General features: G+C 53.6%; 12 protein-coding genes. 8 read left to right on the top strand and 4 right to left on the bottom strand.

Going from position 1 to position 13,674, the window contains the following annotated elements; translation table 11 throughout:
• Window positions 1-101 precede the first annotated feature (101 nt).
• The 3 genes from WG929_RS16705 (at window position 102) to WG929_RS16695 (ending at window position 3,436) form a co-directional block, all read left to right on the top strand.
• A complete protein-coding gene (locus WG929_RS16705) occupies window positions 102-1,961 on the top strand; it encodes a phytoene desaturase family protein (protein ID WP_369854651.1) in 1,860 nt (619 codons plus the stop codon).
• 104 nt (window positions 1,962-2,065) lie between these two features.
• Complete coding sequence (locus tag WG929_RS16700) at window positions 2,066-2,848, top strand: SDR family NAD(P)-dependent oxidoreductase (protein ID WP_416207005.1); 783 nt, start codon at window positions 2,066-2,068, stop codon at window positions 2,846-2,848.
• Between the two features lie 45 nt (window positions 2,849-2,893).
• Window positions 2,894-3,436: a nuclear transport factor 2 family protein gene (locus WG929_RS16695; RefSeq protein WP_416207004.1), complete on the top strand. Its 543-nt coding sequence runs from the start codon at window positions 2,894-2,896 to the stop codon at window positions 3,434-3,436.
• A 116-nt stretch (window positions 3,437-3,552) separates the two neighbouring features.
• Here WG929_RS16695 and WG929_RS16690 read toward each other — a convergent pair whose 3' ends face one another.
• A complete protein-coding gene (locus WG929_RS16690; protein ID WP_369854648.1) occupies window positions 3,553-4,332 on the bottom strand; it encodes a TOBE domain-containing protein in 780 nt (259 codons plus the stop codon).
• A 397-nt stretch (window positions 4,333-4,729) separates the two neighbouring features.
• On the opposite strand from WG929_RS16690, the gene WG929_RS16685 reads away from it, so the two are divergent.
• From WG929_RS16685 to WG929_RS16670, 4 genes are all read left to right on the top strand, one after another.
• Entirely contained in the window at window positions 4,730-4,996 is a 267-nt protein-coding gene (locus WG929_RS16685; RefSeq protein WP_416207003.1) for a hypothetical protein, read from the top strand.
• A 231-nt stretch (window positions 4,997-5,227) separates the two neighbouring features.
• A complete protein-coding gene (locus WG929_RS16680) occupies window positions 5,228-7,525 on the top strand; it encodes an ATP-dependent helicase (RefSeq protein WP_416207002.1) in 2,298 nt (765 codons plus the stop codon).
• A 29-nt stretch (window positions 7,526-7,554) separates the two neighbouring features.
• Window positions 7,555-8,751 carry a DUF4124 domain-containing protein gene (locus tag WG929_RS16675; protein WP_416207001.1) on the top strand — a complete coding sequence of 399 codons (1,197 nt, stop codon included), beginning with the start codon at window positions 7,555-7,557 and terminating at the stop codon, window positions 8,749-8,751.
• A 186-nt stretch (window positions 8,752-8,937) separates the two neighbouring features.
• On the top strand, window positions 8,938-9,423 hold the full coding sequence (locus tag WG929_RS16670) for an FKBP-type peptidyl-prolyl cis-trans isomerase (RefSeq protein ID WP_416207000.1): 486 nt from the start codon (window positions 8,938-8,940) through the stop codon (window positions 9,421-9,423).
• A 92-nt stretch (window positions 9,424-9,515) separates the two neighbouring features.
• Here the strand turns inward: WG929_RS16670 and WG929_RS16665 are convergent, their stop codons facing one another.
• Window positions 9,516-10,313: a type IV pili methyl-accepting chemotaxis transducer N-terminal domain-containing protein gene (locus WG929_RS16665; protein WP_416206999.1), complete on the bottom strand. Its 798-nt coding sequence runs from the start codon at window positions 10,311-10,313 to the stop codon at window positions 9,516-9,518.
• A gap of 376 nt (window positions 10,314-10,689) precedes the next feature.
• On the bottom strand, window positions 10,690-11,538 hold the full coding sequence (locus WG929_RS16660) for an LEA/WHy family protein (RefSeq protein ID WP_416206998.1): 849 nt from the start codon (window positions 11,536-11,538) through the stop codon (window positions 10,690-10,692).
• A 225-nt stretch (window positions 11,539-11,763) separates the two neighbouring features.
• On the opposite strand from WG929_RS16660, the gene WG929_RS16655 reads away from it, so the two are divergent.
• On the top strand, window positions 11,764-12,699 hold the full coding sequence (locus WG929_RS16655; protein WP_416206997.1) for a LysR family transcriptional regulator: 936 nt from the start codon (window positions 11,764-11,766) through the stop codon (window positions 12,697-12,699).
• A gap of 5 nt (window positions 12,700-12,704) precedes the next feature.
• Here WG929_RS16655 and WG929_RS16650 read toward each other — a convergent pair whose 3' ends face one another.
• The gene (locus WG929_RS16650) at window positions 12,705-13,634 is read right to left on the bottom strand and encodes a D-hexose-6-phosphate mutarotase (protein ID WP_416206996.1); all 930 of its coding nucleotides are present in this window, start codon (window positions 13,632-13,634) and stop codon (window positions 12,705-12,707) included.
• Between the last annotated feature and the right edge of the window lie 40 nt (window positions 13,635-13,674).

Below are 13,674 nucleotides of genomic sequence, written 5' to 3'. Positions count from 1 at the left end.
TGAAAATACGTTTTATGCAAGAGTCCGGGATGAAGCCCGGTAACCGATGGTCGGGCAGCCATTCCAAATCGTGCGCCTGATCACCAAAAGAGGAATACCAAATGAGCAGTAACAGCTACGATATCGTTGCTATGGGTGCCGGTCATAATGGTCTGGTCGCCGCTGCCTATCTGGCCAAGGCCGGTAAAAAAGTACTGGTTCTGGAGCGTAAATCTTATCCGGGCGGTGGTGTGACCACCCGGCAGTTAAATACACCGGGATACTGGCATGATGAGCACTCCAGTGTGCACATCATGATTCAGGGTAACCCGATGATTCGTCAGGACGAGCTGGACCTGATGAGTCAGCACGGTTTGGAATACCATTATTCGCCGGTGCCACATGCGACGATCTTTCCGGATCAGTCGGTGTTATATACCTATAAAGATCTCGATAAAACCTGCGAGTGCTTCGCCAAAATTTCCAGAAAAGACGCTGAAACCTATCGTGCCTTTGTGAAAATGAGCCAAGACTTCCTCAAAGTCTTTATGCCTGGTTTGTATTCGCCACCGCCGCCACTGGGCGAAATGATGGCGATGCTGGATCGCACCGACGAAGGCCGCACCATGCTCGACTACATGAGCCGTGACTGCCTCGATCTGGTTAACCAGCTGTATGAAAACGACAAGATCAAGATCCACTTGCTGCGTTTGGTGAGTGAAAACCTGCAAGCGCCAAACGAATTGGGCACCGGCATGGGCGTACTGCTGATGCCGGGCATTATTCATACCTACGGTGTGTCACAGCCAATTGGTGGCTCCGGCAAGCTGACCGAATCGCTGGTGCGTTGCATCGAGTTCCACGGTGGTGAAGTACGTTGTGATTCCGAAGTGCGCAAAGTCATCATGGCCGGTGACGAAGCCAAAGGCGTTGAGTTAACCGATGGTGAGCAGATCATGGCCAAAGACGCGGTGATCGGTGCCCTGCATCCTCATGTGATCCGCAAGTTTGTTGAAGGTGTGGACGAACCAGTACTCAAACGTGCCGAACGCGCCACTCTGGCACCGTTCTCGATCATGGTGTCGCACTACGACCTGAAAGAAAACGCCCAGTACCATGCCGGTGAAGACGTCGGTTACGCCACCATGCTGGAATTCATGGCGACCGATAACCTCGACGAAATGTGCGCCGACTTTGACGACCTCAAACGTGGTCAAATTACCCAGCGCCGTTTGTGTGCCGGTGGTGACGAATCCATTGGCGACAAGACCCGCGTACCGCAAGGTGCCGGTATGTTCCATGGCATCACCTTTGCCCCGTACGAAGTGAAAGACAAGCGCTGGGCCGGTCAGCACTGGGATGAATTCAAGGAAGAGATTGGCGACCTGTCGCTGGAACACTACCGCAAGTTCGTCAAGAACCTCACCTCTGACAACATCATCATGCGCACCATCTGCTCACCGGTCGACTTGGAACGCAGTTCGCCCAACTCCATGGTGCGTGGTGATTTGCACGGCGTTGCACCGTACATGTATCAGAGTGCAGGACACCGTCCAACACCGGACTTGGGTCAGTTCACCATACCGGGCATCAAGAACCTGTTCTTGGCGGGGCCATTCCAGCATCCGGGTGGTGGTGTGTACGGCGCAGGCCGTGCCACCGCACAAAAAATGTTTGAAGAGCTCGGCATGGACTTCGGGTCGGTTTCCAAAAGCGTACGCAACGATGCCGGTGATCCGAATGCCGCCGCTGCGGTACGTTCATCCGGCATGGTGCTGCGTGGGCCGGCTGACGAAGAATTGATGAACGTTGATTCCATCGGCCGTGAAGGCAGCGAGCTGATCATCAAGGGCAAGAGCTTTGGCACCATGCCGATGGAAGCTCGCCTGGATGCGGATGCTGCTCGTGCTGGCCTGAAAATGATGACGTTCAGCGATATGGCCTTCCTGGCGACTTTGCCGTTCCGGAAAGGTAGCAAGTAACAGCAATGGCCGCTGATGCGCACTGAGTAACTCACCTGGCTCCTACGCTCCGGCATGGGAGTCTTGATTTTCTGTGCGTTCCATCAATAGCAGGGAATATCGTTATGAATACAAATACTTCCGGCCGCTTGGCCGGAAAAGTCGCTATCGTCACCGGTAGTGGCAGCGGAATTGGTCGGAGCTGTGCGTTGATGTTTGCCGCCGCTGGGGCTCAGGTGGTTGGAGCAGACATCAACGCCAGCACGGCCTCTCAAACCGATGAGCTGGCAGCACAACAGGGCACACCAATGTTCTCGGTCGCCCCCTGTGACCTGACTCAACCCGACGACGTGCAACAGCTGATAGATCAGTGCATCAAGCGCCATGGTCGGCTGGATATTCTGGTGAACGCCGGCGCGTTCGGAGCATTTGCGTGGCTGGAAGAGATGGACTTCTTTGAGGGCTGGAAACGGACTCTCGACGGTGAACTCAGCGTGGTATTTCTGGCTTGTCAGAAAGCCTGGCCACACCTCAAGGCAAGCGGTTCAGCGGCCATTATCAACTTTGCTTCGGCTAACGCCCATCAGGCATTCAAGCCGCTGCCTGCTATCGCGCACTGCGCTGGTAAGGGTGGGGTGTTGGCGATGACCCGGCAACTGGCGATGGAAGGGCGGGGTTTTAATATTCGCGCCAATACCATCTCTCCCGCTCTGATTGAAACCACGGCTACCCGTGAGCCACTGGAAAATATTCCCGGTTTTCGGCAAGACGTCTTGGCCAAAACCATGATCAAGCGGCTAGGCAAGCCGGAAGATATTGGTTATGCCGCGCTCTATCTGGCTTCCGATGAAGCCTCCTGGGTGACCGGCGCCGATCTTCCTGTCGATGGCGGCTCTACCGCCTGGTGACGATTTGCAGATTGACAACCATCCTTCCTTTCGAGGGGAATTATCGTGCTTAAAACAATAAAAATATCACTTTGCATGCTGGGTTTGGCTGCTGCTGCACTTGGGCCAGTCAGTCACGTTTATGCTGACAAGAATGATCAGGAAGCGAGCAAAAGCTATCAGATGCTGAATCGGGCCAGCTTTGATAATTATATCGCCATGTTTAATGCCAAGAACCCACAAGCCTTTGAAGCCTACTTTGCTGATGATATGCGGATGCAGAACGGGCATCTGGTATTAAGTGGTATTCCAGCGGTCAAGGAGCATTATCACAAGATCTGGTCGTTGATGAAGGAAGAGCTGAACGTGGTGAACTATGTGTCTGACGGCAGCTCTCTGGCAGTGGAAATGAAAACCCATTTTACGGTTATGCACGACTCGGATAACTCTCCGTTTGGCAAGGTTAAAAAAGGTGAGAACTTCGATTACCACGGCGTCATCATCTACAAGATTAATCACATGGGTAAATTCAACGATATCAAAGTCGCGTATCTGGACTTTACCCGCACTACCGACGGTGTGACCCAATCGCTCGGCATTGTGCACTGATACTGCTATCGATATCGCCAGCAACACACATGCCGCAACCTCCGGAATGTGGCATGTGTGTTGCTGGCGGGTCGTGTGGTTATAGGCAGTTTGGTTATAGGTAAACAACCCACTGCTTAACTGACCAGAGCAAGAATCACGCTGTTTGGGCTAAAGGCAGCGTATACCGGCAGATCCAGCGCCAGCGCCATGGTGTCGCAGTCCTGGTTGCTGACAGCGCTGATGACACTTTTGCCACTGGGCAGATCTACCCGGACTTCCGTACTTTGCTCGCCACGTACCAGATCGGCGACCACGCCAGCAAAACAATTGCGGTGTGGCAGTGGTTGGGTATGCACGCTGGCATACGAGGTTTTGATCAGGGCAAACAGTTCGAGGCCAAGACGCAAGTCGAGATTTTCGGCACTTTCGTTGGTAATCATGGCGACAATCTCGGTCTGGTCATCGAGCTTCATACGAACTTCACAATTCACCATGCCTTGTATTAACGCGGTGACCACACCATGGAATTGGTTGCGGGCGCTGGTGCGCATGGCGAAGCGGTTCATCATGCGATGAAACTGATGCATATCGCCAAGGCTGTTGTTCATGCGGTCAAGCAGTTGCTGGTATTCCGCCTCAACCGTGCGATAGAGCGTGATCAGAGCGCGGCCCTGTTCGGTCAGATGGCTGCCGCCGCCACGTCGGCCTCCTACCTCACGAATCACCAGGGGTTCGTCACACAGATTGTTCATGGCGTTGACAGCATCCCACGCTCCCTTATAAGACAGGCCCATTTCCTGGGCAGCCTTCTGGATGGTGCCATGTTGGGCAATGGCTTCCAGCAGCTTCACCCGTTTTTCTGCCAATAACGAACCTTCGTCGGTATCAAGCAGGATACGTCCAACCAGTTGCATACCGGATCTCCTTGTTGTTTGTGCGGTTATTTTCTGAGTATACCTGCGGCGGAAGAGAAAAAGTGGGTTGCTGGCATGCCAATGTGATTGTCGCAATGACCTTTTGTCCCCTTTACTCGTTAGGTAGTTTGTATATATAACGACATGGCGTCGGGTTTGCGACAGATGAGCCGAGAATTGTCTCAGTCCTATCTGATAAACTCCATATAAATCAATCTATTGTATTTTCCTGCGTTGGCATTTATTTTGCTTTTTTATCTATATATGAAGTTTATATTCATATATATGATCGAAGATAGTGATGAATGGCCGTTAGCCAAACAGAAAGAACTCATTATTACTCAGGTGTCACCCCCTGTGTGCCAACCTAAGCCAGAGCCAGGCAAGGAGATAAGTCATGAATAAACAGCATTCCCACCGTGACCTGATACCCGACGAGGTCGAACGCAGTGCCTGTTACTGTCGTGGTGAAGCCTTATCGGCCAGTAATGATGCGCGCTGGAGGGGGGAGAGTGTTCCGGGTGTGATTCATCGCCGTATCGGTATGGAGGCAGTCTCAGCATCGTTGCCAGTCAGCGTACAGGGTGATCTGGTAAAACGATGGGGTCAGTGGTTTTTCTCTGAACTGGATGCTTGTTCTAGTGGTGATGGTGAGTCTGGATGATCGGGCTGCTGGGCTGCTGGGCTGCTGGGCTGCTGGAGCCAATGATCACCTCTACTAACAGGCTGCTGAAAATCGATCGGCGTGGCGGTGACGGGGTTATCAATCAGCGCCAGGTACTTATTTGTTAATCGTAAACTCCATTTTTTCATCGATTTTTGCCTTGTCTTTGCATCGCTCGTGACATTTGCTAATGCAGCCCATAGCATGCCTTCGCATCAATCCGGGGGCTGAATGTCACAACTTACCGATCATCAACAACAGGTCGTTCACCACGTCGATGGCCACGCCAGAGTGGTGGCGGTGGCGGGTGCGGGTAAAACCACCACGCTGACGCATTTTATTGCCGCACGCTTGCAAGCGGGTGTGGCGCCACGGCGTATGCTGGTGCTGATGTATAACAAAGCAGCCCAGCAGGAATTTCAGCAACGTTTGTCTGGCTGTTTGCCAGGTCAGGTGGTGCCGGAAGTACGCACCTTTCATTCGCTGGGATTACGTATTTATCACAAGTTGATTGCGTTGGGGCAGCTGCCAGCGTTTGAGCGCCGCTTGCTGGCTGATGGTGAAGTAGAAGGTCAGGTATGGCGGTTATTGCAGCAACTGGCCGATGATGACACCCGCCAGGATATTCTGTCGCAGCGGAAAAAATGGGTCGAACCCGCCGTGGGTTTTATCGAGCTGGTGAAATCTGGCTTGGAGTCGCCACAAGAAGTGTATGAGCAGCTCGATCTGCCGGTTCAGTGTCGGATGTTTGTCAAATTGTTTGCGTTGTTTGAAGACTGGCGCAAGCAACAGCGTCGTATCGGATTTTCCGACATGCTCTACGATCCGGTGATGCACCTGCGTCACGATGCCGAGGCGGCGCGTTATTTTGGTGGCCATATGCAGTGGATCCTGGTGGACGAGTACCAGGACATCAATGGTATTCAACAGCATTTGCTGGAGTTGCTCCATGGTGGTCGCGGGTCGGTGATGGTGATTGGTGACCCGGATCAGACCATTTATGAATTCCGTGGCTCACGCCCGGAGTTTATTGTCAGTGGTTTTGCCAATCAGCTGGGTGGTGTCACAACGTATCAGTTACCAGAGACCTTTCGTTACGGCCATCGGTTGTCGCTGCTGGCGAATCACCTGATTCATCATAATCGTCAGCGTGACCCGGTGATGGGATTGTCCCATCCCTCAACTCCGGCGACACAGGTTCAGGTGCATACCTGCTCGGCCAACGCTGAAGCACAACAGGTATTGGCACTGGTGAAACAGTGTATGGCGACTGTTCCTGCTCATCAGATTGCGGTGATTCATCGGCTCTGGGCGTTGTGCGCACCGGTTGAGCTGGCGCTGTTGCAGGCGGGAATTCCCTATCAGCTGGATCATTCGCTGTCGGTACTGGAGCGTTGGGAGCTGGAAATTTTCTGGTTGCTGCTGGAAATCGCTGCGGGTCGTTTTGGAGAGCGTAGCCGTGATCAGCGACGTCATGCCTGGTTGCAAATTCTGACCACACCGTTTCCCAAGGTACGCCGGGCGGTACTGGAGGAAATGGCCGATACCCTGGCTGATCACAGTGAGAACCTGGGTGTTGCCTTGCAGCAGGCTATACCAGCGAATCTCAGCCGATGGCAAAAGGCGCAATTACAGGCTCGGGCGGAAGTGCTCGACAGTGCTGAGCGGGTGGTGGTGCCGGTAGAGCGGCTGTTAAATGCCTATATCGATACCACCGAGCTGGAAAAGGGCATTGAAGACAGCGCCTTCTCAGCTCAGCAGGTGGAAGACCGGTTACAAACCATTCGTGCTTTCGTACGTTTTATGGCAGATACCAACGTCAGCTCGGATCAGGCGCTGGATCTGTTGTTACAACTGCGGGACAGGGCGCGGGCGCAGTCTCGTGAGCGCCATGCGGGAGTACGGCTGACCTCCATTCACAAAAGCAAAGGGCTGGAGTGGCCGGTGGTGATTATTCCGGGGCTGAATGGTCATTACTTCCCTTATTCGCCAGAAGGTGAATTCAGTACCCCGGCCAGTGACGAGAGTGAGCGACGCTTGCTTTATGTCGCCATGACTCGTGCGATTCAGCAGTTACACCTGCTGGTGCCGACGCCACAAGTGCGGCGCAAGCCAGACGCCAACGGTCATGAACGTGAACGACCCAGTCCGTTTTTTCATGAGCTGAATATTGCTTGTAGCGATCGGGTGGCCACTGCGTTGGCACAAAGCCAACCTCAGCTCACACTTGAAGGTGAGATTGCCGAGTGGTTGCCAGCGTATCTACAAGCCCAGCCACAGCCGCCGGAACTGGTGATCCAGCCGGTTCGGGTAGCGGTTGTGAAACACCGGGCAGATGCGCAGCAACCATCGCGGCCAAAGCAATTATCAGCGTCGCCGTCACCACAACGCTTGGTGCATGCTCGCTTGGGAGCGGGCGTGGTGGTGGAGATGGATGAGCAGTATCTGATCGTACATTTTGAGAACGAACGTACGACCCGCAGGCTGGATCGGGCGCTGGCGGAACCGCATATTCAGTGGTTACACTGATTCTTAACAACAGGATACAGGGACGTGGCATGACATTATTCAAGACACTTCGGCAGCTGGTCAGCCTGTTGTTGGTTCTGGTGTTGGCGCCAGAACTGGCTTGGCGGCTGACAACAGCAGCACAGCATGAGTATGTCGCGGTGCAGTATCCGGGAATCCCCTTGCCGAATTCATACAGTTCCAGTTTGTGGATGCCATTGCTGGGCATACAGACCCAACAGCAGCGCCTGGAACAGCTGGAGCGGCAGTCTCAACAGCAACTGGAACGGCAATCGTCGCCGCTATTGGTGGGTCAATCCGCTGACAAAAACAGCGTGGAGCGCCATATGGTGGCCGGGCGTTGTGTGACGCCGGAATCCTTACCGGTTGCCCAGCCAAAGCAGCAGCAGGTTTTTCGCTGGGTGGATGAACAGGGCAAGATACATTTTGGCGATCGTCCCGATGCATCCGATAGGCAACAGTCGGTGGATGATTTGAGTGCGCAGTACCGCAGTCAGCGCAAACTGGAGTTGCATGTAACGTTGCCGGATGGCCCGGATGCCGGTCTGGAAGCCGGTATCCAGCGCGAAGGAGAGCTGGTTTATCGGGTAGTCGCGACTTTGTTACCGGCGCGTTTTGTGCGCCCGGTGCTGATCAATATCACTGTATTTGCCGACGCTGCCGGGTATCAAGCTCAGCGCCGCAGCGATAACGTTGGTGAACAGGCTGCTGGGTATTACCACTTCGAGAAAAACCGTATTTATCTGCAGCGTCAATACCAGCGCGAAGCGACGTTGGCGTTGGTACGCCATGAAATGACCCATGCGCTTTCGATGGCGATGGTGGGGACGTTGCCGGTCTGGCTGGGCGAGGGCTTGGCGGAATATACTGAGCAGCTGGACTATCAGATGAGTGCGGCCAGAGTGGTGTTGAGCGAGCGACTGCTGGCTAGCCTGCGGCGGCAGACACCGCTACCGTTGGCCCAGTATTTGGCGTTAGAACCGGAATCTTTTTATCAACAGGGTTCCCGCCATTATCGGCAGGCACTGGCGTTGGTGTTTTTTCTCAATAGTAGCCAGGAAGGGAAGGTTGTGCTGGAGCGTGCCTACGAGGCAGTGACAGACAGCCCGTGCCAAACAGCAGCGGTCAATGCCACGTTGGCTTTCTATCCGGGCGGTCTGGCGGGGCTGGAGACCGCATTTGGACAGTGGCTGGCGAATGGGCCACACCTTCCGCAGAGCTACTGATACGATGAATAACCGGGTTTTACTGGCGACAAAAGCCGCTGACTGGTACTGAGCGGGGCAATTGTTATACTGGTGCTCCATTTCGTAGAGAACGACTCTTGTCGCCGATGGTTCCCAACGTCGTATCCTGTCTCCTTTACGTAGAATTCACTGCCCTTACCAGGGACAATAAAACGGACAATCATCATGACAATTGCCCATCACAAGGTCGTTTCCATTCATTATAAAGTGGTTGACGTTGCTACCGGAGAAACGATCGACTCCTCTGACGGTGCAGCGCCAATGACTTACCTTCACGGTGCCCAGAATATTATTCCGGGTCTGGAAGCGGCGCTGGAAGGCAAACAGGTCGGTGACGAGCTGGAAGTGACGGTAGAAGCCGCTAATGCCTACGGCGACTATAGTGAAGATCGTGTTCAGAAAGTACCACGCGAAGCCTTTACCGGCGTTGACCAGATTGAACCAGGTATGGCCTTTACCGCGCAAACCGCGCAAGGCCCGGTGAACCTGATCGTGACTGAAGTCGAAGAAGCAGAAGTGACGGTAGATGCCAACCATCCTCTGGCGGGCAAGGATCTGGCGTTCAGTGTAACGGTCGAATCCGTACGCGATGCCAGCGAAGAAGAGCTGGAGCACGGCCATGTACACGGTGAAGGTGGCCATCACCACTAATAGCCAGTGCCGTAACGGACAAATAAAAAGCGGGCTACCTTGATGGTAGCCCGCTTTTTATTTGTCCGTTACTTCTGCATCCGTCTGGATGATCAGCTATTCGACTGTGTGGCCATGATGCGTTCGTACATCTTGGTGATGTCGTTCATTTTCCAGAGAATGGATTCTGTGGTGACGGCAATGACGGTAGGGACGTAACGGCCTTCTGTGTCAAGATCAAAGCCGGACTGGGAAAAATGCCACTGCGATGCCACTTTCTCCAGTGCATCGTGTATTTCTGCAGTATTCATATCAGATCCACGCAGCTGTTCCAATGAATCACCAAACAGACGGATAGCATCGCTGAACTCCTGACGCACGGCAGGTGATTGTCCGTTCCAGTACAGCGCGACATAAGCCTTGGCGATGCGTTGCGACAACATGCGCTGGCGACCGGCAACATTAATCAGTTCGGTGCTGGGCATACGGACATGGCTGGATATGGCATCCACCACATCGTTACAGGCCTTGAGCATATTCAGGTTTTCCCGCATCAGGTTATCGATGACACTTTTGTCCGGGGTTGCAAGAATGCGAACCCGGTGCTGTTGCCACAGGTCTTCTACCTGCGCCAGTTTGTTATTGATCGCTGCCGATGGTGCATAGTCTCTCAGCATCAGCAGACGCTCTTCAAACTGGGCGACACTCTCATCCAACTGCTGTTGGGCGACTTCGGGTTTGATGCCTGCCCCCAGCATCAAATAACTCTTCATCATGCGTTGCGACAGCATTCGTTGGCTACCGGAAATGTTCACCGCTTCGGCATCGTTCAGGGCATAGACCGCAGGTGACAGGCTCAATAGCGCGGTTAGCAGCAGTATGGATGAGAACAGTGATTGGAAGACTTTCATGGTTTAACCCTTGCGACGTATTGGTTTAACTCAGGCTGGTACCTGTTGATGGCGGACGTTATAGGGTTTTTCGGAACGGTTATCAATTAGATTGTTAGACAGTTGTCTTTATGTGCAAGTTGCCTTGCTCACCGTTCTGAGGCTGCTGACAGGGTTGAGGGTCGCTTAAAGCCTTGCCCTGTTTGAGTTTTGTGGTTTTTTTGATACAACTTTTAGAGTCCGCCTATGTTCTGACGGGTCTGTCCTCTTTGTCTGTTAAATTGAATTTTACTGGGTGAGGGCGAGTGATGTTGGCATTGATTGAGGTGGCTGGGCTTCCAGAACGGCCTGCCCCTGAGGGAAAAATGCTTTCTCAGGGCCAGGACTTCTCGACGGTTCAGCGGCTCAGTTGCGTTGACATGGAAAAGTCGAGTGGCTGTGGTTTCCAGATGGCAAGATCCGGGGCGTAGTCGAGTGTGCCTGCCACACCGATGGCCACAGGTTCCTTGCTGGTCAGTAGCGACATCAGGCTTTTGCCCATATCCGCAAAGCTCAACGACAGTGGGATAATCAGTTGCTGCTGACTGTTTTTGGCCAGTTTTGCCGGTTGCACCGAACCTGAGGCGAGAGCGCTGTTGGCTGCGGTGACCTGATAGTTCAGCCCGTTAAGGTCAACACCAAAACCATTGGGGTTTTCCACATCGACCGTGAGTTGCAGTTCCACACCGCGCCAGCTCAAACTTGAAATACTGGCACTGGCCAGACTGATTTTGGGACGTTGTGGGACAGGAATACGGGTGCTGTAGCTGGCAGGAAGACGCATGTCTCCCAGTACGGGTAGTGTAAACAGCAGCGCGGCATCCACTTGACAGGTCACTTCATCCTGATCAGCAACGGCTTTGATTGCGTTATACAGGTCGCTGTAGTTGAGACTGATCGGTAATTGGGTGGTGGTGACGCCATTGGCTTTCAGGGTCAGACCGTTGTTGGCGGGACTGACCGTGGTCAGGGCGTGATCTTCGACCGAGAGGGTCAGTTCCAGGCCGCTGGCCGGGATTGAAAAGCCGTTCGGGTTGGTAATATCCAGTGCAACCAGCAAATTGGCCTGTTCCAGTCCCAGTGACTGGATTGACAGACCACTGATCGCGGCGCTGGGTTTTTCTATGTTGAGGCTGTCCTGCAGGGTGGCGCAACCAGCCAGAAGAGTCAGGCTGAGGGCGGTAAGCAGGGTCACAATCCGGTTCATGGGCGCTCCAAGCGTCAGGGGTTGAATGCGCGCAGTGTAAGGCAATGGCCTCCAGAAAACAGTGACGCGGCACCTTATAAAGCGGCTCTGGGTCTGATACCGGGATCCGGGTGTCAATATTGGCCTGAAATCACGAATAAAAATGCAAGTTGTTTTATTGATAGGCTTGGTGAATGCCTAGGGAGCTGCGACAATACCAGCGTTATTTTCAAGCCGGATACTGCTGTGAACCTTGCTCGAATAGATTTGAACCTGCTGGTGTATCTGGATGTTCTGCTGCGTGAAGGTAATGTGACGCGGGCAGCACAACAGCTGGGTATTACCCAGCCTGCGATGTCTAACGGACTGCGCAGGTTACGTGATTTGTTTAACGATCCACTGCTGGTGCGTACTTCGGATGGCATGACCGCGACAGAGCGAGCGCGGGAGCTGCAACCGATGATTCGCAAGGCGCTGGGCGAACTGGAAGCCGCCTTGCAGCCATTGGGAGAATTTGATGCCCAGAGCAGCAGCCGGGTTTTCCGAATTATGGTCAGCGACTATGCCGAGTCGACGCTGATACCGGAACTGGTCAAGCGTTTGCGTGAGGTGGCTCCCAACGTCATCCTCGATGTGCTGACGCCGTCAGACGTGACCTTCAAGGATGTTGAGGCGGGCAAGGTCGATATGGCGATCAATCGCTTTGATGATATGCCGCAATCGTTTCATCAGATGACCCTGTGGCAGGATGATTTTGTCTGTCTGGTTAACCATGACCACCCGTTGGCGGAAAAATTTGATCTCGAAGCCTATGTCGCCAGTAACCATATCTGGGTGTCCAAAACTGGAATGGGAGCGGGTGTTGGTATTGACCCGGAAAAAGTGATTCGGTTGGGGTGGGTCGACAACGCCTTGGCCAAACTGGGTTATAAACGGCGTATATCGGTGTTTACCCGCCATTATCAGATGCCAGCCTTGCTGGCTCACAATAATGACTTGGTGGCCACCTTGCCTCGCAAGGTAGCCGATATGCAGGCGGCATCAGCATCGTTACTGGTGATACAGCCGCCCTTTCCAATCCCACCTTTCGAGCTGAAAATGGCCTGGTCGCCGTTAGTACAGCATCATCAGGCTCATCGCTGGTTGCGTCGTATTATTGTGGATGTTGCTCAGTACTGTTGATAACGTTATTCCACCGTCAGGCGCAAGCTCAGGCAATGGTTGGCGCCAGCCGCCAGGTTGACCCAGTCGTCGGCAGCGTTGGCGGTCTCGATACAGAGCATGGTTTGCCAGGCATTATCTTCAAACTGACTCAGGCGTTGGGCCTTTGTTATCCAAGGATTCCAGACAACGGTACTGCGACTGCCACGGCTATGGATCAGCAGGGTGCGTTGCGGTGTGACCAGCCGCAATGGCGACGCCTGTTGCAGATAGATACGGTCAGTTTCACCCTGAAAGACTACATCGCCCTGTTGCTGTTTGCGTTGCCAGCCGGTCATGGTGTCAATATAGGGGTGGCCGGAGAGTCCGCCAATACGGGTTGCATTGATGTCTGTCGTTGGTAAATAGGTATGTAGTGCCTGACTAAAGGCGAGGGTGGATTGTCCGGTATTGGTGGTGATCAGCTGCATTTCCATACTGGTGGGGGTCAGAATCCAGCGCGCAGTAAGCTCAGCATCCCCCTGCCAGACCGATTGGATATGGTGGCTTTGTGGTAAGGACATGTCGATTTCAACACGATCGGCAGCTTCGTAAAGTCGGGTCAGCGTCCAGCGATTGGTACGGGCAAACCCGTGGGCGGGAAGGGGTTGTCCTTCGGCCATGGCTGCCTGCACTTCTGGAGAGTTTTTGTCGGCGTTACCAAACCAGGGCCAGCAAACCGGAATGCCACCACGGAGCGAGGTTCCCTGTTGATATTCGGCGGTCGGACTGAGCCAGATCCAACTGGTATCACCGCTGGGACAAAAAGACAGCAGTTGTGCTCCTTGCGGCAGCAGACTGGCAGTGAACCCCGGATGCTGAACAACGATGCAAGGCAGCTCTCCGCGTTGTTCAAAGTGACAAAAGGCACTGTTTGAAAGGCGTTCCTTTAAAGACCGGTTTTGATGTTGACGCATGGCTTACCTTGCATAAATCGCTAGAATGACGGGTTTTACC

Source organism: Oceanobacter antarcticus (genome assembly GCF_044962685.1).
Lineage (GTDB): Bacteria > Pseudomonadota > Gammaproteobacteria > Pseudomonadales > Oceanobacteraceae > Oceanobacter > Oceanobacter antarcticus.
Note: the sequence above shows the minus strand (reverse complement) of the source record. Positions and strands in the feature narration are given on the sequence as shown.

Coding starts and splice junctions, on each gene's coding strand:
- WG929_RS16705 (WP_369854651.1), top strand. CDS start 102: ATGAGCAGTAACAGCTACGATATCGTTGCTATGGGTGCCGGTCATAAT.
- WG929_RS16700 (WP_416207005.1), top strand. CDS start 2,066: ATGAATACAAATACTTCCGGCCGCTTGGCCGGAAAAGTCGCTATCGTC.
- WG929_RS16690 (WP_369854648.1), bottom strand. CDS start 4,332: ATGCAACTGGTTGGACGTATCCTGCTTGATACCGACGAAGGTTCGTTA.
- WG929_RS16685 (WP_416207003.1), top strand. CDS start 4,730: ATGAATAAACAGCATTCCCACCGTGACCTGATACCCGACGAGGTCGAA.
- WG929_RS16680 (WP_416207002.1), top strand. CDS start 5,228: ATGTCACAACTTACCGATCATCAACAACAGGTCGTTCACCACGTCGAT.
- WG929_RS16675 (WP_416207001.1), top strand. CDS start 7,555: ATGACATTATTCAAGACACTTCGGCAGCTGGTCAGCCTGTTGTTGGTT.
- WG929_RS16670 (WP_416207000.1), top strand. CDS start 8,938: ATGACAATTGCCCATCACAAGGTCGTTTCCATTCATTATAAAGTGGTT.
- WG929_RS16665 (WP_416206999.1), bottom strand. CDS start 10,313: ATGAAAGTCTTCCAATCACTGTTCTCATCCATACTGCTGCTAACCGCG.
- WG929_RS16660 (WP_416206998.1), bottom strand. CDS start 11,538: ATGAACCGGATTGTGACCCTGCTTACCGCCCTCAGCCTGACTCTTCTG.
- WG929_RS16650 (WP_416206996.1), bottom strand. CDS start 13,634: ATGCGTCAACATCAAAACCGGTCTTTAAAGGAACGCCTTTCAAACAGT.